The organism is Methylophilales bacterium, from assembly GCA_019823025.1.
In the GTDB taxonomy this organism is placed as follows: Bacteria; Pseudomonadota; Gammaproteobacteria; order Burkholderiales; family Methylophilaceae; genus BACL14.
Map to the genome: position 1 here is coordinate 677,306 of CP081940.1, position 21,010 is coordinate 698,315.

General features: G+C 35.4%; 32 protein-coding genes and 5 tRNA genes. All 37 read right to left on the reverse strand.

Annotated features, from left to right (window positions below):
* Nucleotides 1-3: 3 nt before the first annotated feature.
* Entirely contained in the window at nt 4-384 is a 381-nt protein-coding gene (gene rplL / locus K6112_03615; GenBank protein QZP17131.1) for a 50S ribosomal protein L7/L12, read from the reverse strand.
* Nucleotides 385-429: 45 nt separating this feature from the next.
* Nucleotides 430-951 (reverse strand): 50S ribosomal protein L10, encoded by a 522-nt coding sequence (gene rplJ / locus K6112_03620; GenBank protein ID QZP17132.1) that lies wholly within the window; start codon nt 949-951, stop codon nt 430-432.
* A gap of 210 nt (nt 952-1,161) precedes the next feature.
* Nucleotides 1,162-1,839: a 50S ribosomal protein L1 gene (rplA, locus tag K6112_03625; GenBank protein QZP17133.1), complete on the reverse strand. Its 678-nt coding sequence runs from the start codon at nt 1,837-1,839 to the stop codon at nt 1,162-1,164.
* A 1-nt stretch (nt 1,840) separates the two neighbouring features.
* The gene (gene rplK, locus K6112_03630) at nt 1,841-2,272 is read right to left on the reverse strand and encodes a 50S ribosomal protein L11 (protein QZP17134.1); all 432 of its coding nucleotides are present in this window, start codon (nt 2,270-2,272) and stop codon (nt 1,841-1,843) included.
* A 54-nt stretch (nt 2,273-2,326) separates the two neighbouring features.
* A complete protein-coding gene (nusG, locus tag K6112_03635; protein ID QZP17135.1) occupies nt 2,327-2,863 on the reverse strand; it encodes a transcription termination/antitermination protein NusG in 537 nt (178 codons plus the stop codon).
* A complete protein-coding gene (gene secE / locus K6112_03640; GenBank protein QZP17136.1) occupies nt 2,863-3,213 on the reverse strand; it encodes a preprotein translocase subunit SecE in 351 nt (116 codons plus the stop codon). Before secE ends, nusG begins: the two co-directional genes overlap by 1 nt.
* A 19-nt stretch (nt 3,214-3,232) precedes the next feature.
* Nucleotides 3,233-3,308, reverse strand: a tRNA-Trp gene (locus tag K6112_03645).
* Between the two features lie 14 nt (nt 3,309-3,322).
* Nucleotides 3,323-4,513, reverse strand: coding sequence for an elongation factor Tu (gene tuf / locus K6112_03650; GenBank protein QZP17137.1), 1,191 nt, complete (start codon nt 4,511-4,513; stop codon nt 3,323-3,325).
* 52 nt (nt 4,514-4,565) lie between these two features.
* Nucleotides 4,566-4,640: transfer RNA gene (locus K6112_03655), tRNA-Thr, on the reverse strand.
* A gap of 20 nt (nt 4,641-4,660) precedes the next feature.
* A tRNA-Gly gene (locus tag K6112_03660) sits at nt 4,661-4,736 on the reverse strand.
* Nucleotides 4,737-4,772: 36 nt separating this feature from the next.
* Nucleotides 4,773-4,857: transfer RNA gene (locus K6112_03665), tRNA-Tyr, on the reverse strand.
* A gap of 100 nt (nt 4,858-4,957) precedes the next feature.
* Nucleotides 4,958-5,033 (reverse strand) — tRNA-Thr (locus tag K6112_03670).
* A gap of 51 nt (nt 5,034-5,084) precedes the next feature.
* The gene (locus K6112_03675; protein QZP17138.1) at nt 5,085-5,462 is read right to left on the reverse strand and encodes a ClpXP protease specificity-enhancing factor; all 378 of its coding nucleotides are present in this window, start codon (nt 5,460-5,462) and stop codon (nt 5,085-5,087) included.
* A 5-nt stretch (nt 5,463-5,467) separates the two neighbouring features.
* Nucleotides 5,468-6,064 (reverse strand): glutathione S-transferase N-terminal domain-containing protein, encoded by a 597-nt coding sequence (locus tag K6112_03680; GenBank protein ID QZP17139.1) that lies wholly within the window; start codon nt 6,062-6,064, stop codon nt 5,468-5,470.
* 4 nt (nt 6,065-6,068) lie between these two features.
* A complete protein-coding gene (locus K6112_03685; GenBank protein ID QZP17140.1) occupies nt 6,069-6,761 on the reverse strand; it encodes a cytochrome c1 in 693 nt (230 codons plus the stop codon).
* Nucleotides 6,761-8,062 (reverse strand): cytochrome bc complex cytochrome b subunit, encoded by a 1,302-nt coding sequence (locus K6112_03690; GenBank protein QZP17141.1) that lies wholly within the window; start codon nt 8,060-8,062, stop codon nt 6,761-6,763. Before K6112_03690 ends, K6112_03685 begins: the two co-directional genes overlap by 1 nt.
* Nucleotides 8,063-8,659: a ubiquinol-cytochrome c reductase iron-sulfur subunit gene (gene petA, locus K6112_03695; protein QZP17142.1), complete on the reverse strand. Its 597-nt coding sequence runs from the start codon at nt 8,657-8,659 to the stop codon at nt 8,063-8,065.
* Between the two features lie 117 nt (nt 8,660-8,776).
* Nucleotides 8,777-9,493 (reverse strand): twin-arginine translocase subunit TatC, encoded by a 717-nt coding sequence (gene tatC / locus K6112_03700; protein QZP17143.1) that lies wholly within the window; start codon nt 9,491-9,493, stop codon nt 8,777-8,779.
* Complete coding sequence (locus K6112_03705) at nt 9,490-9,732, reverse strand: preprotein translocase (GenBank protein QZP17144.1); 243 nt, start codon at nt 9,730-9,732, stop codon at nt 9,490-9,492. Before K6112_03705 ends, tatC begins: the two co-directional genes overlap by 4 nt.
* A gap of 5 nt (nt 9,733-9,737) precedes the next feature.
* Complete coding sequence (gene tatA / locus K6112_03710) at nt 9,738-9,917, reverse strand: twin-arginine translocase TatA/TatE family subunit (GenBank protein QZP17145.1); 180 nt, start codon at nt 9,915-9,917, stop codon at nt 9,738-9,740.
* A gap of 13 nt (nt 9,918-9,930) precedes the next feature.
* The gene (locus K6112_03715) at nt 9,931-10,272 is read right to left on the reverse strand and encodes a histidine triad nucleotide-binding protein (GenBank protein ID QZP17146.1); all 342 of its coding nucleotides are present in this window, start codon (nt 10,270-10,272) and stop codon (nt 9,931-9,933) included.
* A complete protein-coding gene (locus K6112_03720) occupies nt 10,269-10,598 on the reverse strand; it encodes a phosphoribosyl-ATP diphosphatase (GenBank protein QZP17147.1) in 330 nt (109 codons plus the stop codon). Before K6112_03720 ends, K6112_03715 begins: the two co-directional genes overlap by 4 nt.
* Nucleotides 10,595-10,993, reverse strand: a complete 399-nt coding sequence (gene hisI / locus K6112_03725; protein ID QZP17148.1) for a phosphoribosyl-AMP cyclohydrolase — start codon at nt 10,991-10,993, stop codon at nt 10,595-10,597. The genes K6112_03720 and hisI overlap by 4 nt, the downstream gene beginning before the upstream one ends.
* Nucleotides 10,990-11,748: an imidazole glycerol phosphate synthase subunit HisF gene (hisF, locus tag K6112_03730; protein QZP17149.1), complete on the reverse strand. Its 759-nt coding sequence runs from the start codon at nt 11,746-11,748 to the stop codon at nt 10,990-10,992. The genes hisI and hisF overlap by 4 nt, the downstream gene beginning before the upstream one ends.
* Before the next feature lie 2 nt (nt 11,749-11,750).
* Complete coding sequence (gene hisA, locus K6112_03735) at nt 11,751-12,491, reverse strand: 1-(5-phosphoribosyl)-5-[(5-phosphoribosylamino)methylideneamino]imidazole-4-carboxamide isomerase (GenBank protein QZP17150.1); 741 nt, start codon at nt 12,489-12,491, stop codon at nt 11,751-11,753.
* Nucleotides 12,492-12,495: 4 nt separating this feature from the next.
* Nucleotides 12,496-13,113 (reverse strand): imidazole glycerol phosphate synthase subunit HisH, encoded by a 618-nt coding sequence (gene hisH, locus K6112_03740; GenBank protein QZP17151.1) that lies wholly within the window; start codon nt 13,111-13,113, stop codon nt 12,496-12,498.
* 22 nt (nt 13,114-13,135) lie between these two features.
* The gene (gene hisB, locus K6112_03745; GenBank protein QZP18478.1) at nt 13,136-13,726 is read right to left on the reverse strand and encodes an imidazoleglycerol-phosphate dehydratase HisB; all 591 of its coding nucleotides are present in this window, start codon (nt 13,724-13,726) and stop codon (nt 13,136-13,138) included.
* A 25-nt stretch (nt 13,727-13,751) separates the two neighbouring features.
* Entirely contained in the window at nt 13,752-13,880 is a 129-nt protein-coding gene (locus tag K6112_03750; GenBank protein QZP17152.1) for a DUF2256 domain-containing protein, read from the reverse strand.
* A gap of 33 nt (nt 13,881-13,913) precedes the next feature.
* On the reverse strand, nt 13,914-14,432 hold the full coding sequence (locus K6112_03755; GenBank protein ID QZP17153.1) for a hypothetical protein: 519 nt from the start codon (nt 14,430-14,432) through the stop codon (nt 13,914-13,916).
* A 24-nt stretch (nt 14,433-14,456) separates the two neighbouring features.
* Complete coding sequence (gene hisC, locus K6112_03760; GenBank protein ID QZP18479.1) at nt 14,457-15,515, reverse strand: histidinol-phosphate transaminase; 1,059 nt, start codon at nt 15,513-15,515, stop codon at nt 14,457-14,459.
* Nucleotides 15,508-16,815, reverse strand: coding sequence for a histidinol dehydrogenase (gene hisD, locus K6112_03765; GenBank protein ID QZP17154.1), 1,308 nt, complete (start codon nt 16,813-16,815; stop codon nt 15,508-15,510). Before hisD ends, hisC begins: the two co-directional genes overlap by 8 nt.
* 5 nt (nt 16,816-16,820) lie before the next feature.
* Complete coding sequence (gene hisG, locus K6112_03770) at nt 16,821-17,456, reverse strand: ATP phosphoribosyltransferase (GenBank protein QZP17155.1); 636 nt, start codon at nt 17,454-17,456, stop codon at nt 16,821-16,823.
* The gene (gene murA / locus K6112_03775) at nt 17,457-18,722 is read right to left on the reverse strand and encodes a UDP-N-acetylglucosamine 1-carboxyvinyltransferase (GenBank protein ID QZP17156.1); all 1,266 of its coding nucleotides are present in this window, start codon (nt 18,720-18,722) and stop codon (nt 17,457-17,459) included. It lies immediately after the preceding gene.
* A gap of 2 nt (nt 18,723-18,724) precedes the next feature.
* Nucleotides 18,725-19,033: a Grx4 family monothiol glutaredoxin gene (gene grxD / locus K6112_03780; protein ID QZP17157.1), complete on the reverse strand. Its 309-nt coding sequence runs from the start codon at nt 19,031-19,033 to the stop codon at nt 18,725-18,727.
* Between the two features lie 12 nt (nt 19,034-19,045).
* Nucleotides 19,046-19,294 (reverse strand): BolA family transcriptional regulator, encoded by a 249-nt coding sequence (locus K6112_03785; protein ID QZP17158.1) that lies wholly within the window; start codon nt 19,292-19,294, stop codon nt 19,046-19,048.
* A 1-nt stretch (nt 19,295) separates the two neighbouring features.
* On the reverse strand, nt 19,296-20,072 hold the full coding sequence (locus tag K6112_03790; GenBank protein ID QZP17159.1) for an ABC transporter permease: 777 nt from the start codon (nt 20,070-20,072) through the stop codon (nt 19,296-19,298).
* Between the two features lie 7 nt (nt 20,073-20,079).
* Nucleotides 20,080-20,991 (reverse strand): ABC transporter ATP-binding protein, encoded by a 912-nt coding sequence (locus K6112_03795; GenBank protein ID QZP17160.1) that lies wholly within the window; start codon nt 20,989-20,991, stop codon nt 20,080-20,082.
* Between the last annotated feature and the right edge of the window lie 19 nt (nt 20,992-21,010).

A 21,010-nucleotide genomic window follows, 5' to 3' on the forward strand; every position in this document is an offset into this window, starting at 1 on the left:
TAATTACTTCAGCTCAGCTGTTGCTCCAGCATCAGTTAATTTTTTCATTGCTTCGTCAGCATCAGCTTTAGCTAGTGCCTCCTTAACAACTTTTGGAGCAGCATCAACAATATCTTTTGCTTCCTTAAGGCCAAGTCCCGTTATTTCTCGAACTGCTTTAATAACGTTAACCTTGTTATCGCCAATACCTGTTAGGTGAAGATCAAATTCACTTTTTTCTTCAGCTGCTGCTTCGCCACCACCACCAGCTGCGGCAGGTGCAGCGACTGCAGCTGCTGCTGCTGAAACACCAAATTTTTCTTCCATTTCCTTAATAAGTTCTGATAAATCTAAAACCGACATACTACTAACCGCTTCTAGAATATCTTCTTTTGAAATAGCCATTTTTTAAATACTCCTAAATAAATATTAATATAATCTAAGCCAAAGTTATGCTGGCTTTTGGTCACGAACTGCTGCAAGACCTCTCACAAATTTTGAAGGTACCTCATTTAATGTACTAACAAATTTTGTTATCGGTGCTTGCATTGTGCCCATCAGTTTTGCAAGTAATTCTTCTCGGCTTGGTAATGAAGCAAGTGCTTTAATAGCACCCACATCTAGTTTTTCATTAGAGATTGCTCCTGATTTAATCACAAATAAATCGTTTTTCTTCGCGAAATCATTTAATACTTTCGCTGCAGCAACAGGATCTTCTGATATGCCGTACATTAAGGGCCCTGTCATATCCTCAGATAATGAGGAAAATGGAGTATCGGTTACAGCTCTTTTTACCAAGTTATTTTTCAATACCTTAAGATAAACGCCCGATTTTCTAGCTTCAGCTCTTAATGTTGTCATCTCTCCAACCCCCACACCACGATACTCAGCAAGTATCATCGCTTGGGCACTTTCGATTGTTTTGCTTACTTCAGCAACAACTTCTTTTTTTTCTTCAAGATTCAGACTCAAAGTCTTCTCCTTCCGTTAAATAAAGTACTCATTTCTAAGTACAACAACAGCATCCACTATGAGGATATTTATCCAATTAGGGGAAACGCCATCTGCGTAGGCTTTAACTAAATTAAACTTCCGTACCTACGGTCTTTGATAACTTCATCGAAAAGTTTCTTTCAATGAACCCAAAGTTTCTTATGTGAAAATTATATTTTCACAAATTCTTTATTGCTCTATTCTTACCCCTACACCCATTGTGCTTGATATAGAAAGTTTTTTAATGAAGACACCTTTTGTACCCTCAGGTTTTGATTTATTCACCGCATCCATTAATGCAGAAAGATTTTTTTCAAGCTGTGCAGTTGTGAACGAAGCTCTACCAATTGTGCAATGAATTACACCGCCCTTGTCAGTTCTATATTGAACCTGTCCCGCTTTCGCATTTTCTACAGCTTTGCTTGGTTGGGGAGTAACTGTTCCTACTTTAGGGTTTGGCATCAATCCTCTTGGGCCTAAAACTTGGCCTAATGTTCCCACAATTTTCATTGCATCAGGCGTAGCAATTAGAACATCAAACTCCATAACACCTTTTTTAATTTGGTCTGCCAGGTCTTCAAAACCCACAAGGTCTGCACCTGCTTTCTTTGCATCCTCAGCAGCATCACCTTGAGCAAAAACTGCGACTCTCGTTGACTTACCTGTTCCACTTGGCAGAACAAGGGCTCCTCTTACGAGTTGATCAGATTTTTTTGGATCAATTCCTAATTTAATTGCTACATCTATTGACTCGTCAAATTTAGCTTTAGCTGTTTTTTTAACTAGCTCTAAACCGGCATTCACCTCATAAAACTTGTCTCTATCAACAATCTCAGACAAAGATTTCATTCTTTTACTTAAATTCATTTTATTGACCCTCCACTTCAATACCCATACTTCTTGCACTTCCTGCAATTGTTTTAACTGCTGCATCCATATCTGAGGCAGTTAAATCAGGCATTTTAGTTTTCGCAATTTCTTCTGCTTGTGCTCGAGTAATCTTCCCAACCTTATCTGTATGAGGTACAGGAGAACCCTTACTTAATTTTGCTGCTTTTTTGAGCAAAATTGAAGCAGGCGGAGTTTTCATAATAAACGTGAAACTTTTATCAGAAAACGCTGTAATCACCACTGGAATTGGAAGTCCTGGCTCTACACTTTGTGTTGCTGCATTAAATGCTTTACAAAAATCCATAATATTAAGCCCTCTTTGTCCGAGTGCTGGACCAACTGGTGGACTTGGGTTTGCTTTTCCCGCCGGGATCTGCAATTTAATATATCCTTCTATTTTCTTTGCCATTTTATTTATCTCTCCTAAATTTGGTACAAACGCTTTTCAGCTCCCAATTAAAAACTAAACTTCTTTTTCTATTTGGCCAAACTCTAATTCAACCGGCGTTGCTCGACCAAAGATTACTACTGAAACCCTTAATTTACTTTTCTCATAATTTATTTCTTCGACAGAACCAGAGAAATCTTTAAAGGGCCCATCAATAACTCTCACTGATTCGCCTACTTCAAAGGTTAATTTTTGTGTTGGATTAACTTTACTGTCATCCATCCTACGAAGAATAATATCTACTTCAGTATCTTTTATTGCTGTCGGTTTCTGTCCATTCCCCCCAATAAAGGTTGAGACTTTTGGAGTGCTTTTAACTAAGTGCCAACTATCATCATTCATATCCATTTGTACTAAGACATATCCTGGATATAATCTTCTTTCAGTAATTGTTTTTTTTCCTGATTTCATTTCAACAACTTCCTCAACAGGAACCAAAATATCTCCAAACAAATCTTCATGACCTGACTGAGCGACTCTATCTAATAAGCCTTTTTGGACGATTTTTTCATATCCTGAGAAAGCTTGAACTGCGTACCATCTTTTTGACATTAACTACCTCGCCCTAATAAAATATTTATAACGTAAGAAAAGAAAATATCAATAAAAGCTAAAAAAATTGCCATTATTACTACCAATACAAAAACGACTAAGGTCATTTGTATTGTTTCTTTTCGAGTTGGCCAAACAACTTTCTTTGCTTCTGTGATTGCTTCTTTTATAAACTTTAATAATCGATCACCTTGGCTTGTAGTAGAAAACACATATGTTGCTGCAACAAACCCAACCAAAACAGAAAGAATTCTAAAAACAAGAGGGTGGTCAAATAAAATATAAAATCCACCTAAGCCTGCAATTAATAGTAAAAATGATAAAACTAACTTTATATTCATTACATTCATTTTCACATTTTCCCTAATATGGCAGGCCAGGAGGGCTTCGAACCCCCAACCCTCGGTTTTGGAGACCGATACTCTACCAATTGAGCTACTGGCCTATTTTTAATTTATCTTATTCAATAACTTTTACTACAACACCGGAGCCAACTGTTCGGCCACCTTCACGAATCGCAAATCTTAAACCTTCTTCCATCGCGATTGGTGCAATCAATGTTGCTGTAATTGATACATTATCTCCTGGCATTACCATTTCAGTACCTTCTGGTAACTCCACTGCACCCGTTACATCTGTTGTTCTAAAGTAGAATTGTGGACGATACCCATTAAAGAATGGTGTATGACGACCGCCTTCTTCTTTGCTTAAGCTGTATATCTCAGCAGTAAATTTAGTATGTGGCTTAATTGAACCTGGCTTACAAAGTACTTGGCCACGTTCTACATCTTCTCGTGCTGTACCTCTTAATAGGACACCGACGTTATCTCCTGCTTGACCTTGGTCTAATAACTTACGGAACATCTCAACGCCTGTACATGTTGTTTTTACTGTATCTTTAAGGCCCACAATTTCAATTTCTTCGTTTACCTTAACAACGCCTCGCTCCACTCGACCTGTTACCACAGTTCCACGTCCAGAGATTGAGAACACGTCCTCAACTGGCATTAAGAAATCACCATCGATTGCACGTTTTGGTTCTGGAATATAACTATCAAGTGCTTCAGCTAATTTTAAAATCGCTGGCTCACCAATATCTGATTGATCACCTTCAAGTGCTTTAAGTGCTGATCCCATTACGATAGGAATGTCATCACCTGGGAAATCATATTTACTTAGTAGTTCACGTACTTCCATTTCAACAAGCTCAAGAAGTTCTTTGTCATCTACCATGTCTGCTTTATTTAAGAACACAACAATATGTGGAACACCCACTTGTCTTGATAAGAGGATATGTTCACGCGTCTGAGGCATTGGGCCATCAGCTGCTGAACATACAAGAATTGCGCCGTCCATTTGAGCAGCACCTGTAATCATATTTTTCACATAATCCGCATGGCCTGGACAGTCTACGTGAGCATAGTGACGTTTTTCTGTTTCATATTCAACGTGAGATGTATTAATTGTTATGCCACGCGCTTTTTCTTCTGGCGCTGAATCAATCTCTGCAAAATCTTTTTTGTCTCCACCAAATTTTTTGGTCAGTACAGTCGATATTGCTGCTGTTAATGTAGTTTTACCATGATCCACGTGGCCAATTGTGCCAACGTTGACATGGGGTTTGTTACGCTCAAATTTATCCTTAGCCATAATCTCTTATCCTTATAAAACAGTTTTTTAATAAACATTAGCCCAAAAAATCTGGTGCCCATGGCGGGAATCGGACCCGCGACCTCTCCCTTACCAAGGGAGTGCTCTACCACTGAGCCACATGGGCAAAACATTCCCTTTTAATACTGGAGCGGGCGACGAGGTTCGAACTCGCGACATTTAGTTTGGAAAACTAATGCTCTACCAACTGAGCTACACCCGCACACCTCTCTAAATACTCCAAACACAGCATAAACTGTGGTGGAGGGAGTAGGATTCGAACCTACGTACTCTGAGAGAACGGATTTACAGTCCGTCGCCTTTAACCACTCGGCCATCCCTCCAAAACCGAACCCGAAATTATCCGTTCTTTTTAGAAATTTGTCAATTAAAACAATCACATCAATTTCTAAAAAAAATAATAATTAAAGCCTTCAAGTTTAATGGTGCCCGGTGCCGGAATCGAACTGGCGACAACATGATTACAAGTCAAGTGCTCTACCAACTGAGCTAACCGGGCGAAAAAAATGTAACTATATCAAGATTTTTAAAATCAAACTACTTAATTTTGTCATTTAACAATAGTTAAATGAGATTTTGGTTTTGATATGCTTTGATTTATATTCTTGCTACCAGGTGGCACCTTTTTACCTTCACTAAAAAAAATTCCATCGCCACTTTCCTTTGCATAAACGCCTAAGATGGATGTAATTGGTAAGAATACATTAAAAGAATTACCACTAAACCTGCTCTTAAATGAAATTCCATCGTCATCAATATATAAATTTTGAATTGACTGAGGCGATAAATTAAGAACAATTTCTTTTGACTTCGATATGGCCTCTGGAATCAATGTTTCTTTTCCAACCAAACTCATTACATAGGGTGTGTTCTCATTATCAATACACCAATCATAAATAGCTCTTATGAGATATGGCTTCTTATCCAAAAAAACTACCTCATTGCTTTTTCTGTTGGGGACATTGCTTCTTCAAACAATGGTCTTTTAAACAGTTTATCTGCATATTTTAGGATTGAAGAGCTTTGATTGGGCAACTTAATTTCGTAGTGGTCTAAACGCCATAATAACGGGGCAATCGCAACATCTAACATTGAATATTCATCATGAAGTAAATATGGTTGCTTGCTAAGTATAGGCGTCAACTTAATTAACGTTTCAGTAATAATTTTCCTTGCAGCTGTTTTTTTTGACTGATCTGATGAATCCATATCATGCATATGAATAAACAATTCACTTTCGAAATCCTTTAAAAATAGTCTTGCCCTCGCACGCATAACTGGATCAGGCGGCATAAGTTGTGGGTGAGGAAATCTCTCATCAATATACTCATTAATGATATTTGCATCTGTCAGTACCAAGTCTCTCTCGACTAGAACAGGAGCATTTGAATAAGGGCTTAGTATTGATAAATCTTCTGACTGATTAGTAAGGTCTACGTCAACCACCTCAAAATCCATTCCTTTTTCAAAAAGGACTATACGGCATCGGTGGCTGAAGGGGTCTGTTGAATTTGAATATAATTTCATCATTGTATTATTTAATATCTCTCCAATATTCTTTCTTAAGTTTGATTGTCAGGAAAAGCAGTAAGAGTAAGAAACCGATCACATAATATCCCATTTTTTTTCTTTTAAGTTGATCAGGTTCAGACATATAAACTAAATAGTTTGTCAAATCTGCTATCGTCGCATCATACTCTTTTGCATTTAATTTTCCAGAGGTAAATTTTTCTAACTTCTTTGTTTTGGGGTTTAAAATCTTCTCACCCTCTAGCTCCCAAAGGATGTGTGGCATTGCTGAATTAACATACACCGTATTGTTCCATCCCAATGGTCTGGTTGGATCACGATAAAATCCTCGCATGTAACTATAAATCCAATCAGCACCCCTTGACCTTGCAACGACCGATAAATCAGGAGGTGCAGCACCAAACCACTTTTTCGAATCCTTCATAGACATATTGACTGACATCGTGTCCCCAATTTTATTGCCCGTAAAAAGCAAATCATTCTTGATCGTTTCTGCAGATAAACCAATGTCTTGAAGATTGCTGTACCTCATATATTTTGCACTATGGCAGTTCAAACAGTAGTTGGTAAAAATCTTCGCTCCTCTTTGCAGAGAAAGATTATCTGTTAAATCAACAGGTGCCTTTGATAGCTCAATATTTTCAGCTGAGAAACTAAGTGGCGAAATGAATAAAAAAATTATGATAAAAAATCTCATTACATCGTCACTCTTTTTGGGACTTTTTTTGTCACATCTTTTTTACTATAGATAGGCATCATGATAAAAAATGCAAAATATACCAGAGTAAATATACGGGCTACAAATGTTGCAACATCTACGCCACCAAGAAGAGGGATTGTAGAACTAAACTGCCCCCAGATATTTGAAGGAACTGTCCCCAAATAACCCAGAACAATAAAACTTAGTACGAAGGCTGCTAACCATTTTTTATAAAGAATGCCCTTGTATCTAATAGACCTTACCTTGCTTTTATCGAGCCAAGGCACAAAGAAGAAGATTAATACTGATAAACCCATAGCTGCCACCCCTGGAAATTGACTTCCTAATATAGGTGGTACTGCTCTCAAAATAGAATAGAAGGGAGTGAAATACCAAGTAGGTGCAATATGTGAAGGGGTTACTAATGGGTCCGCAGGAACAAAATTATTAGCCTCTAAGAAATAGCCCCCCATTTCAGGTGCAAAAAATATGATTGAAGCAAATACAATTAAAAATACAGTGAGACCGGTTAAATCTTTAACAGTGTAATAAGGATGGAATGGAATCCCGTCTAAAGGAATACCCGTTTTTTTATCCTTTGTATCTTTTATTTCAACTCCATCTGGGTTGTTAGAACCTACTTCATGCAACGCAACGAGATGACACATGATTAATCCAGCTAGTGCGAGTGGAAGTGCAATCACATGAAAAGCAAAAAACCGATTGAGTGTGGCGTCTGATACCAGATAGTCGCCCCTCACCCACTCAGCAAGATCTGGACCAATAAAAGGGATAGTTGCAAATAAGTTAACAATAACCTGAGCCCCCCAGTATGACATTTGCCCCCAAGGAAGTAGGTATCCAAAAAAAGACTCAGCCATTAAAAGTAAAAATATAGCTACCCCAAAAAGCCACAAAAGCTCTCTGGGTTTCTTATAGGATCCGTACATTAACCCTCGAAACATATGCAAATAAATTACAACAAAGAAGAGAGAGGCTCCCGTTGAGTGCATGTATCTAATTAACCAGCCAAAAGATACATCCCGCATAATAAACTCTACAGATGCAAAAGCTTGGGCTGCATCAGGCTTGTAATACATCGTTAGAAAAATACCTGTTAATATTTGCATGACAAATACAAATAATGCTAAAGCGCCAAAAAAGTACCAAAAGTTGAAATTTTTCGGAGCATAATATTCTGTAAGATGATTTTTAATGAATGAGGAAAGAGGAAACCTTTCATCTACCCAACCCACTAAACCAACAGATTTGTTTTGTGTTTTTGAATTTTTTTTCATTTATCCTTTCTCAGAATCACTTTCTCCAATGATAATTGTTTTATCATCACGATATCTATAGGGAGGTATCACAAGATTAGTCGGTGCAGGTGATCCCTTATAAACCCTTCCCGCAAGATCAAATTTTGAGCCATGACATGGACAGAAAAAACCACCTTCCCAATTATTGCCCATATCACCGCCATCTTTTAATTTTGGTGATGGTGAACAGCCTAAATGAGTACAAATGCCCACCATAACTAATAAATTAGGTTTAATGGATCTCGTTGCATTTTGACAATTTTTGGGTTGTTGTGGTGATTTTGAATCAGGATCTGTCAAAATCTCTTTATCGTCTAAACTTGATAACATCTTTTTTGTTCTGTTTAAAATCCAAACTGGCTGTCCACGCCATTCAGCTGTTTTGAGCTCGCCATTACTGACTTGTGTTACATCAAACTCTACCGGAGCACCAGCAGCTTTGGCTTTTTCACTGGGACTCATGCTTGAAACAAAAGGGACACCCAGTGCGCAAACGCCGACCGCGCCTGTTGCGGATGTTGCGGCTAACAAAAATTTTCTTCGCTTAAGATCGATTTTTTTGCTACTTTTTGCCATGAATTAATCCTTAAAAATCTTAATGGTATTAGCTTGTAAATGCAGTCGCCATTATAGGTTATAACGACCAATAAATAATATTAAAATTCAAAAAAAAGCTTTTCTTTAAACAAAAAACTAGCTTTTAAATAATCTATCTGAAATTAATACCCCCATTTCAAATAAAAAAATGACTGGTATTGCTAAAAGGATTTGCGATATGACATCTGGTGGTGTAAAAATTGCTGCAAATACAAACGCAGCTACATAAATATAAGCTCGGTTTGATTTTATTTTATTTAACTTAAGTAATTTAAACTTTACAATCACAATAAGTATGATTGGTATTTGAAAAGCAATTCCAAATGCAAAAAACAAAGCTAAAATCATTTCAAGATACTGTGAAATATCAATCATTAAATCTACATTACCTGGAGCCGTTACTATAAAAAATCTAAAGATATTAGGAAAAAGAACTAAGTAAACAAAAACTAAACCAATCACAAATAACCCAAAACTAAATATTGAGGCTGAAAGAATAAAAACTTTCTCTTTTTTATACAATCCAGGTCCTACAAATTTCCATATTTGAGAGAAAATTAATGGTAACGAAATAATTAACGCAACAAATAAGGTAATTTTAAAAGGTGCCACGAAGGTTGCTGTTAATTTTGTAGAAATTAAACTGCCATTTACAAATGAGAGTTGATTAATTAATGGCGTAGCAAAAAATTCGTATATCTCGTTTGAAAAAGGGAAGAGAATGGTAAATATTACAAAAAAAATTATAGATGATCTTACTAAAACTGACCGTAGATCTTTAAAATGAGATAAAAATAATGTCTGCTTTTTCAAATTTTTTTTATATTTTTCTTTGCACGATTTTTCAAAATTTTAAACTCATTTTCAATTTTCTTTAATTCTTGAAACTTGTCCTCTCTCTCTATTTCATCCTTTATATCTAACAAAGAATTTTTTGCTTTTTTATAAAGCTTTGACATAGCCTTGAAAAGAGTTGGGAAATTTTTAGGAGAAATAAAGATAATCGCTACAAGCAATACTACACATAGTTCTGCGAAAGAAATATCAAGCATGATTTTTATTTAGTTTTTTTTATTTTTGTCTTTTGTTTTTTTTTAGGCTCATCTTTGTCGTTCATGCCTTCTTTGAAACTTTTTATAGCTGACCCTAAATCACCCCCTATATTTTTTAACTTTCCTGCTCCAAAAATTACCAAAACAATTAACAAAATAATTATTAATTCCGTTGTTCCAATCATAATTTAAGCTCCTTTAAATTTTAGCTATTTTTTCGCTTCCACCATAAACATGAAAATGAATGTGAAAAACTTCTTGCCCACCCTTTTCTCCACTATTGATCATAACCCTAAATCCCTCAAGTCCATTTTCTTTTGCTAATTTAGGAGCCAGTAGCAACATTTTAGAAAGAAGTTCTTTGTGCTTTTTTTCGCATGAAAATAAATTTTCAATATGCTCCTTGGGGATGATCAACAGATGAACTTTATCAATTGGATTAATATCTTTGAAAACAAGTAATTCTTCATCCTCATAAACTATGCTTGCAGGGATTTCTTTTTTTACAATTTTACAAAAAATGCAGTCATTTTTATTCACTTTACTTTTTTAGTTCTATTTAATTTTTCTTCTATCCCAGATATACCCTGTCTTGTTTTTAACTCGTTTGTAATATCTTCAACTGTGAGGTTTTTTTTTGCCAAAACGACTAGACAATGAAACCACAAATCAGCAACCTCATGCACAATATTGCTTTTATTATTTAATTTTACGGCATCTATTACTTCAAATGCTTCTTCTTCAATTTTTTTAAGGGTTTCATTAATGTCGCTTTGTTGAAGCATTGCCGTATAAGATTTTTCAGGATTTTCGCCTTTTTTAGATTTAATGATGCCTAAGAGATGTTCTAAGAATTCATCTTTCATTTTTTATCCTTATATATTTCATCTGGATTCTTAATCACCTTCTCACATTCTTCAATAATATTACTCTCCATATCTACTCGATAATAAAAACAACTCTCCCTACCTGTATGACAACTTATTCCACCTTCTTGTTTTACTTTAATAAGTAAAACATCTTTGTCACAATCAATAATCATATCTTTGATATGTTGATAGTACCCTGATGATTCACCTTTGGTCCAAATTTTCTTTCTGGAGCGTGACCAATATATTGCTTTCTTTTGTTTAATGGAGGCTTCCAATGACAAGCGATTCATCCAGGCAAACATAATGACTTTATTTGAAATATGATCCTGTACTATCACAGGAACGAGCCCATCCTCTGTCCATTTAATATTTTCTATCCAATTTTTCATAATCTCATCTCAATTCCATGCTCGTGCATATATTTTTTTGCCTCTTTGATTGAATACTCACCGTAATGAAAAATACTTGCAGCAAGCACCGCATCCGCTTCACCTTCTTTGATACCATCAACTAAATGTCTAAGTGAGCCTGCTCCTCCAGAGGCAATAATTGGAATATCGACTGCATCCGAAATAGACTTCATTAAATTATTATCAAACCCTTTTTTTGTTCCATCCCTGTCCATACTTGTAATCAATAATTCACCTGCTCCAAAATCAGCCATTTTTTTGGCCCATTCAATTGCATTTATCCCAGTAGCATTTCTACCACCATGTGTAAAAACTTCATAATGATCATCAATTTTTTTTGCATCAATTGCAACTACTATGGCTTGTGAACCAAATCTACTTGATGATTCAGATACAAAATTTGGATTTAAAATCGCAGATGTATTAATACCTACTTTATCTGCTCCTACATTTAATAAATTTCTAATATCGTCACAATTCCTTACTCCTCCTCCTACAGTTAAAGGAATGAAAATTTGATTAGCAACCTTTTCGATAATGTCGAACAATAAGCCTCTATTATCTGAACTTGCAGTGATGTCTAGAAAAGTTAATTCGTCTGCACCTTGCTCATTGTAAGATCTTGCAATCTCAACCGGGTCCCCTGCGTCTTTTAACTCAACAAAATTAATTCCTTTGACCACTCGGCCATCATTGACGTCTAAACAAGGAATAATTCTTTTAGCAACGGTCATAACTACCCAGTTAATTTCTCTGCTAAATCATTAGCTTCTTTAAAATTTAACGTACCCTTGTATATAGCTGTCCCTGTTATAACCCCACGAATCCCAACATTAGCCACATCACAAAGTAATTTAATATCATTTAAATTCGAAACTCCACCGCTTGCAATGACGGGTATTTTGAGTGCCTCTGAAAGCTTAACGGTCGCATCCACATTGACACCAGCTAACATACCATCTCTTCCAATATCAGTATATATTACTGATTCGACACCATAATCTTCAAACTTTTGTGCTAATTCAATCACATTATGTCCTGTCATCTTCTCCCAACCATTAATGGCAACGTCACCATCTTTTGCATCGAGCCCAACAATTATCTGGCCGGGAAAAGCAAAACATGCCTCATGTAAAAATCCAGGATTCGTAACTGCTGCTGTTCCAATTATTACTGAATCAACACCACTATTTAAAAAGCTTTCGACTGTATCAATATTTCTTATACCGCCACCTAGTTGAATTGGAATTTCACCTCCAACCTCAGAAACGATTGACTTTATAGCCGTTTCATTAACTGGTCTACCGGAAAATGCTCCATCTAAATCTACAAGATGAAGTCTTTTGGCTCCTTCATCAACCCATTTTCTCGCCATTTCTGCAGGGTTTTCAGAAAAGATAGTAGATTTGTCCATTAAACCTTGTTGAAGTTGAACACATTTTCCATCCTTAAGATCAATAGCTGGGATTATTAACATAGCATTAAATTTTCCATGAAATAAAATTATCTAATAACTGTAAACCCAATTCAGCGCTCTTTTCAGGATGAAACTGAGCCGCAAAAATATTTTCTTTAGCGATTGCACAAGTAAATTCCTCGCCATGACTTGTTGTACCTGTGACATATTCTTTTTTTACACCTGACGCATAAAAACTATGAACAAAATAAAAAGAACTGCCTGGATTTATATTATTCCACATAGGATGATTTTTAGACTGATGCACCTTATTCCAGCCCATATGCGGAATTTTGATTCTCACTTGCTTGTTTGGTTGAAATTTCTTTATCCTACCTTCAAAAATACCAAAACCATCAACATCACCCTCTTCACTTTTTTCGAAAAGTAATTGAAGTCCCAAACAGATGCCCAAAAAAGGTTTCTTTTTAGCTGATTCAATTACCACATCCCTTATACCTCTTTTGTCTAACTCTTTAATACAATCTGGCATTGCTCCCTGGCCAGGGAAAATTACTTTATCAGCTTTATTAATAAAATCGGGGTCACTACTTACCTTGGATGGAGTTTTTGGTGCAATATAACGTACAGCGTTATGAACTGATTTTAAGTTGCCGATTCCATAATCGATAATTGCAATCATAAATAAGAATTATTTAATAGGTTTAGAGAGACCCTTTGGTTGAAGGCATTTCACCTTTAATTTTTTCATCAATTTCAACAGCAAACCTTAATGCTCTGCCAAAAGCCTTGAAAATAGTTTCTGACTGATGATGAGCATTATCTCCTCGAAGATTATCAATGTGAAGCGTTATATTAGCGTGATTTATAAACCCTTGGAAAAATTCATGAATCAGATCTACATCGAAATCTCCAATTCTTGCTCGGGTAAACTCAGCATTTAATTTTAGACCAGGCCTACCTGATATATCTAAAACAACCCTCGAAAGTGCTTCATCAAGAGGGACGTATGCATGTCCATATCTTCTAATCCCTAATTTATCTCCTATCGCTTTATCAAATGCCTGACCCAATGTAATTCCAATATCTTCGACAGTATGATGCGCATCAATATGTAAATCGCCTTTTGCTTTAATATCAATATCAAATAAACCATGACGGGATATTTGTTCAAGCATATGATCAAGAAAACCGATACCTGAATCTAAGTTAGATTTTCCAGAACCATCTATATTGATGGTCACTTCAATATCAGTTTCTTTGGTTTTTCTTGATACTTTCGCAGATCTTTTCATAAGTGCGATTTTAGCATGAGTTTGACTATTTTTCTCTTCGACATCGCTCGGAACAGTACTTAACCTCATTCCAAACTTTTTTCCATTTCTTTCTCCAGGAGAAAGGTTTATTGCAAACCTTACATATTTTTGATTCTAATAAATTTTTTTTCATCTAAAAACTTTTACAAGGATAGAGACTAAAAATCTACTTCATTTGAGTAATTTGAAGGTTTGGCTTTATCTGCTCATAAAGATTATCAAGATACTTCTGTGTATCTTCTGGAAAATCAATTTTTTCAAAATAACTTGTGACTAATGGACAAATAACATTCTTGTCACTACTCTCTTTGTAATCTCCTTCAACACCGATAACTTTGCTCTCCTCATCAACAGAGAAAATATTTTGTTGTGACCAAATTTCATTATCCACTGTCTTGATATCAAAACCGATAAAGGTAGTTTGATCTTCGAGTACATATGCAGAGGCCCTGCCAAATCCTTTTATATTTTTGTTTTTTTGTATTAAATAACTTACTAAATATAATTCAAGGTCGTCTGTGATTCCCTTTCCATTATTTACCTCAGAAAACATACCTGTATATATTAAGTTAAGATTGTCATTATCACAAAAGGCGATCGCCTTATTAACTGCTTTGTGTTCTAGCACATTTCTCATGTATAGATTGGTGAAATCATTTTTTAGAAAATCAAAAACTTTAGACATATTAGCTAACCTTTAATTAATTTTTTATTTTACTATTTCTTTCATAACTGAGACTAATTTATGCATTTGGTTCATTGTTCCTATAGTGATCCTAATAAAGTTTGAAATTTTTTCTGGCGACTTAAAGTGTCTAACTAAAATTTTATTCTTTCTTAATTCGTCGTATATATTTTCTCCGCTCTTTTGCTTATGCTGTGTAAAAATAAAATTAGCACCCGAAGGTAACACCTCGAAACCTATACTTTTTAATTGCTCCTCCAAATATGCTCTGGCCGCAATGACTTTATTACAATTGTCTTCAAAATAAATTTTGTCTGTTATTGATGACAAAGCGGAGATTTGAGCTAGCCTATCAATTGGGTATGAGTTAAAACTATTTTTAATTCGATTTAATGCTTCGATAAGGCATGGACTGCTAAATGCACAGCCGATTCTCATCCCCGCTAGTGAGCGTCCTTTTGAAAAGGATTGAGTTACGATTAAATTCTCATATTTATTAATTAATTTTATCGCTGAGCTTGTCCCAAAATCAACGTAGGCTTCGTCAATCACGACTACACTATTATTATTTGAAAGAAGAAATTCAATTTCTTTTAATGATTTCGGTATACCTGTGGGTGCATTCGGGTTTGGGAATATAACGCCTCCATTTTCTATACGGTAATCATCAAGATTTATATTAAATTTTTGATCTAGGGGTATTTGCTTATATTCGATCCCGTATAACTGACAATAAACTGGGTAGAAGCTGTAAGTTATATTCGGAAATAAAACTGGTTTGTCTTTTTTTAAAAGTCCCTGAAAAATGAATGCTAGAGATTCATCAGAGCCATTACTTACAAAAACTGATTCAGGTGAAAGATTATGATATTCAGCTAAAGTTTTTTTTAATTCTATGCTTTCAGGATCTGGATATAATCTTAAGGAATCATTACAATTGTTCTTAATATTTTTTAAAACAAAAGGACTCGGGCCATATGGATTTTCGTTTGTATTGAGTTTCAGTAAATTTAAATCATTGGGTTGTTCTCCTGGCTTATAAGGCTTTAACTTTTCAACTATTTCCCCCCAGAGCTTACTCATTTTTTTTATTGATTCGATACTTTGCTGATTCAGCATGAGCAAATAAGCCCTCGCCCATGGCGAGATTTGATGCAACACCCCCAAGACTGTGAGCTGTTTTCGCCGATAAGTTAATTAGACTTGACCTTTTCTGAAAATCATAGACACCTAAGGGTGAAGAAAATCTAGCTGTACCTGATGTTGGTAGCACGTGGTTTGGTCCTGCGCAATAATCTCCGACAGCTTCGCATGTATTTTTTCCCATAAAGATTGCACCAGCATGAGAAATTTCTTCAAGTAATAAATTTGGATTCTCAACAGATAACTCAAGGTGCTCAGGAGCTATAAAGTTTGATATTTTTGCTGCTTCCATTAGGTCTTTTGCCAAGATAAACAATCCTCTATTTTCAAGTGAGGTTGTAATTATCTTTTTTCTAGGCATATCCTTGATAAGGCGATTGATACTTTCTTGAACGTTTTTTAGAAATTGATTATCTATCGAAATAAGAATTGACTGGGAAAGCTCGTCATGTTCAGCTTGAGAAAAAAGATCCATTGCTACCCAATCTGGATTTGTTTTTCCATCACATATAATTGTAATCTCAGAAGGGCCAGCAATCATATCTATACCAACAGTCCCAAATACCAACCTTTTTGCCTCAGCAACATATGCATTTCCTGGTCCTACAATTTTATCAACTTTTGGAATTGTCTCTGTACCATAAGCAAGTGATGCTATCGCCTGAGCCCCGCCAATTGTAAAAACTCTATCAACGCCAGCTATCATTGCTGCAGCAAAGACAAGTTCATTTTGTTCTCCAGCTGGAGTAGGTACAACCATAATTAAATTTTTAACTCCTGCAATTTTTGCAGGAATGGCATTCATCAATACTGAGGAAGGGTAAGCTGCTTTTCCCCCGGGCACATAAAGTCCTACTGAATCTATTGGTGTTATTTTTTGTCCGTAACTTGATCCATCATCGTCTTGATAACTCCATGATTCCCCTTTTTGCTTGAGGTGATAATTATTAATTCTTTCTGCTGCTAACGTAAGATCTTTTTTAGTTTTCTCTGGAATGCTCTCAAAAGCTTTCTCTAACCTAGCCCTACTTACCTCTAGCTGTGAAACGGAATTCACTTCAAGATGATCTAATTGACCAGTTAATTTTATTAGGGCTTTGTCTCCTTGCCTCTTAATATCACTAACAATAGATTTAGTGATTTTCTGAACCTCATTATTATCACTCAAATCAAATTCAAGATTATTTTTTAGATCACTAAAAAAATTTTTATCTTTTGCTGATTGAATTTTTATATTCAAAATATTTATAAAGCTACTTTCGAAAAGTTTTCAATTAATGGCTTTAGCTGTTCTCTTTTAATTTTTAATGCAGCTTGATTAATAATAAGCCTTGAACTTATATCACTGATTTTTTCAAATGCTTCAAGATTGTTAGCTTCAAGCGTTTTACCTGAGCTAACCAAATCTACAATCACATCTGACATACCAACAATAGGTGCCAATTCCATTGATCCGTATAGCTTGATGACATCAATATGCACCCCTTTATTAGAAAAAAATTCTCTTGCTGCTTGTGGATACTTGGTGGCAACACGCAACCTTTTTTTTTGTTTAATGCTCCCCTCATAATCAAACTCTTCACGAGCTGCCACCATTAACTGACATTTTCCTATCCCTAAATCTAGGGGTTGAAATAAGCCTTTCCCTTTAAATTCATCTAATACATCCTTGCCAGCGATCCCCATATCCGCACCTCCCCATTCTACATAAGTAGGTACATCAGAAGCTCTCACAATGATAAGCTGAAGGTCTTTTTTGTTTGTTCTGAAAACTAATTTTCTAGATACTTCTGGATCCTCTTCACATGAAATTCCCAACTTATTAAGTATTGGCATTGTTTCTGTAAAAATTCTTCCTTTTGATAATGCTATAGTAATCATTTAATTTAATCTCTTTATGTTTGCGCCTAACGCATTAAACTTAGCTTCTAATTTCTCATAACCACGATCAAGATGATAAATTCTTTCAATCGTTGTTTTGCCATTTGCAACAAGGGCTGCAAGAACAAGTGACGCTGAAGCTCTTAAATCAGTCGCCATCACATTTGTACCAGTTAAAGTATTATTGCCTTTTGTGATTGCTGTATTTTGTTTGATATCAATTTCTGCTCCCATCCTTATAAGTTCTTGTGCATGCATAAACCTATTCTCAAAAATAGTTTCTGTAATTTCACCTACTCCATTAGCAACCACATTTAATGCCATAAACTGTGCTTGCATATCTGTAGGAAAAGCTGGATATGGTGCTGTAATAATTTTAACACTTTCTAATTTTTTATTCCCAGTGACTGAGATGCTATTCTCACTTATCTCTACTTTAGCTCCGCTTTCTTTAATTTTTTGTGTTATTGATTCCATTTCTTCAGGGTTCACATTATTACAAACAACATATCCTCCTGTCATGGCAGCTGCGGTCATAAAGGTACCTGCTTCAATCCTATCGAACATAATTTTATAAGAAGCCTTTTTAAGAGATGAAACACCATGTATTTTAATTTTATCAGTGCCTAGGCCATCAATAATAGCTCCCATTTTGATAAGACAATTTCCTAAGTCTACAATTTCAGGTTCTTTTGCGGCATTTTCTAAAATTGTTATACCCTCAGCTAAAACCGCCGCCATCATCAAGTTTTCAGTACCTCCAACCGTAACTTGATCCATAAAAATTCTACAACCTTGGAGTTTTTTGTTTGGCAGTTGCGCTGTTGATGCGCTAATGTAACCCTTATCGATAATTATTTTAGCACCCATCAATTCAAGCCCTTTAATATGAATATCTACAGGCCGAGATCCAATAGCACATCCACCAGGTAGTGATACTTTTGCTTCACCATATTTTGCAAGTAAGGGGCCTAAAACTAAAATTGATGCACGCATCGTTTTAACTAATTCATAGGGTGCATCAAAATTATTCACATCATTTGTATCTAAAAAACAATCGTTACCCAGACGTTTTACACTTACACCGAGCGCACTTAAAAGATCTATACATGTCTTAATATCTTGAAGGTTAGGAACATTTTGTAAGTTGAGTGTTTCATCGGACAACAAAGATGAAATTAGTATAGGAAGGGCTGCATTCTTAGCACCAGATATAATGACTTCACCTTTAAGGGGGAAACCACCTTCAATAACGAGTTTATCCAAAGCTACTCTTTAGAAATTGTTTTTGCTAACTCGCCAGATTCATACAGTTCACGAATAATGTCTGCGCCACCAATGAATTCACCACGAATATAAAGTTGAGGTATTGTAGGCCAATTTGAATATACTTTTATGCCCTCTCTAATCTCTGGGTCTTGCAATACATCAAACGTTTCAAATGGAGCATCTAATGCACCCAAAGCTTGGCAAGCAACGCTAGAAAAACCACACTGAGGAAAGGTTGGATTACCCTTCATGAATAGAAGAACTTCATTATCATCAATTAATTTTTTTATTTTTGCATTTGTAGTCATAAATTTTAACCTTTAAATATTATTCTTTTGACTCCATTCATCCGGAGTATATGTTTTGATCGAAAGTGCATGAATTTCACCTTGCATCATATTACCGAGCGCTGAATAAACTTGCTGATGTTGTTTTATCATAGATTGGCCGTTAAATACATCGCTAACAATAACTGCGTCGAAGTGCGTTCCATCATCACCATTTACTTTTATAAACTTACAATTTAAATTTGCTTCTATAATTTTTTGAATCTCAATAGCTTGTAACATCCTAATTCCTCAGTTTATATCCGGATTTTAACATTCTGATAGTAATAAACGACAAAATAATAAAAAATGATAAAACGATCATTAAACTTAAATAGGGGGAGGTATCAGACTGTCCAAAAAAACCATATCTGAAACCGTCTATCATGTAAAAGAATGGATTAAAGTGAGAAATTTTTTGCCACACCGGGGGTAACGAATGAATAGAATAAAAGACTCCGGATAACATAGAAAGTGGCATAATCACAAAATTTCCAAAAGCTGCCATTTGATCAAATCTAGTTGCCCATATACCCGCAATCATTCCAAAGGCACCCATAAGACCTCCCCCACAAAAGGCAAATATAAATACAAACCAAGGATGCTCTACAGGCAAATCGACATAAAACATTGCAATGACATAAATACAAATACCTACAAACATGCCACGAACTATAGCGGCTATCAAAAATGCAAAAAAGAGTTGCAGGTAGCTTAAGGGGGTAAGCAATAAAAAAACAATATTCCCCATAATTTTTGCCTGGATCAAACTTGAGGAACTATTGGAAAAAGAATTTTGTAAAAGTGACATCATGATTAATCCGGGTATCAAAAATACCAGATAGTTAACACCCTCATAAACCTCTAAACGATCTCCTAGAACTTGAGAAAAGATGAGTAAGTATAAAATTCCTGTAATTACTGGAGCTGCTACTGTTTGAAAAGCAACTCGCCAGAACCTTAATAGCTCTTTTTTAAGTAATGTCCATGTGCCTATAAATTGATCTCGAAAGGTATTCATTTTAAATTTAATTTTTACTTGTTAGTTTAAGAAAAATATTTTCTAAATCAGATTCAATCAACTTCAAATCTAATATTTGTATTTTTAATGAATTTAATTTTTCAATAATGCTTGATGCGTCAGAAACTTTTTTTAATTTAAATGTACACCAGTCATCCTCTTGTATGAAAGGAGTCTCTTTCAAAAGTGTCGTAATTTTTTTAATACTATTTTTTTGCAATCTTACTTTTAAATTTTTTAGAGAAAACTCCTTTAGCAAATTTTTTGTTGAATCTAATGCAACAATTTTTCCACTCTTCATCATCGCTACACGATTACAAAGTGCTTCAGCTTCCTCAAGGTAATGCGTTGTTAAGACAATTGTATGCCCCTCATTATTTAATTCTTTAATAAAGCTCCACAATTTTTGCCTAAGCTCAACATCAACACCTGCAGTTGGCTCGTCTAAAACAATCACCGGCGGTCGATGAACTAAGGCCTGAGCGATCAAAGCCCTACGTTTCATTCCGCCAGAAAGCTTTCTCATATTCGTAGATGCTTTATCAGTTAAATCCAATCTTTCAATAACTTCATCAACCCATTTATCATTTGATTTATCTTTGCCAAAGTACCCAGCTTGGAATCTCAACATTTCCCTGACATTAAAAAAGGGATCGAATACTAATTCTTGGGGAACAATACCTACTGAATGACGTGCCTCTTGATATTCTTTATTCACGTTAAAACCCATCACATCAATACTGCCATTAGAGGGCTTTACCAATCCTGCCATCATATTGATTAGCGTTGATTTCCCTGCACCATTTGGTCCCAACAATCCAAAGAATTCTCCCTTTTCAATTGTCAATGAAATGCCATCAACAGCTTTTAACTGTTTGTAATTTTTACTTACATTTTTAAAAACAATTGCTTTTTTCATTATTTTAAAGACTTATTAC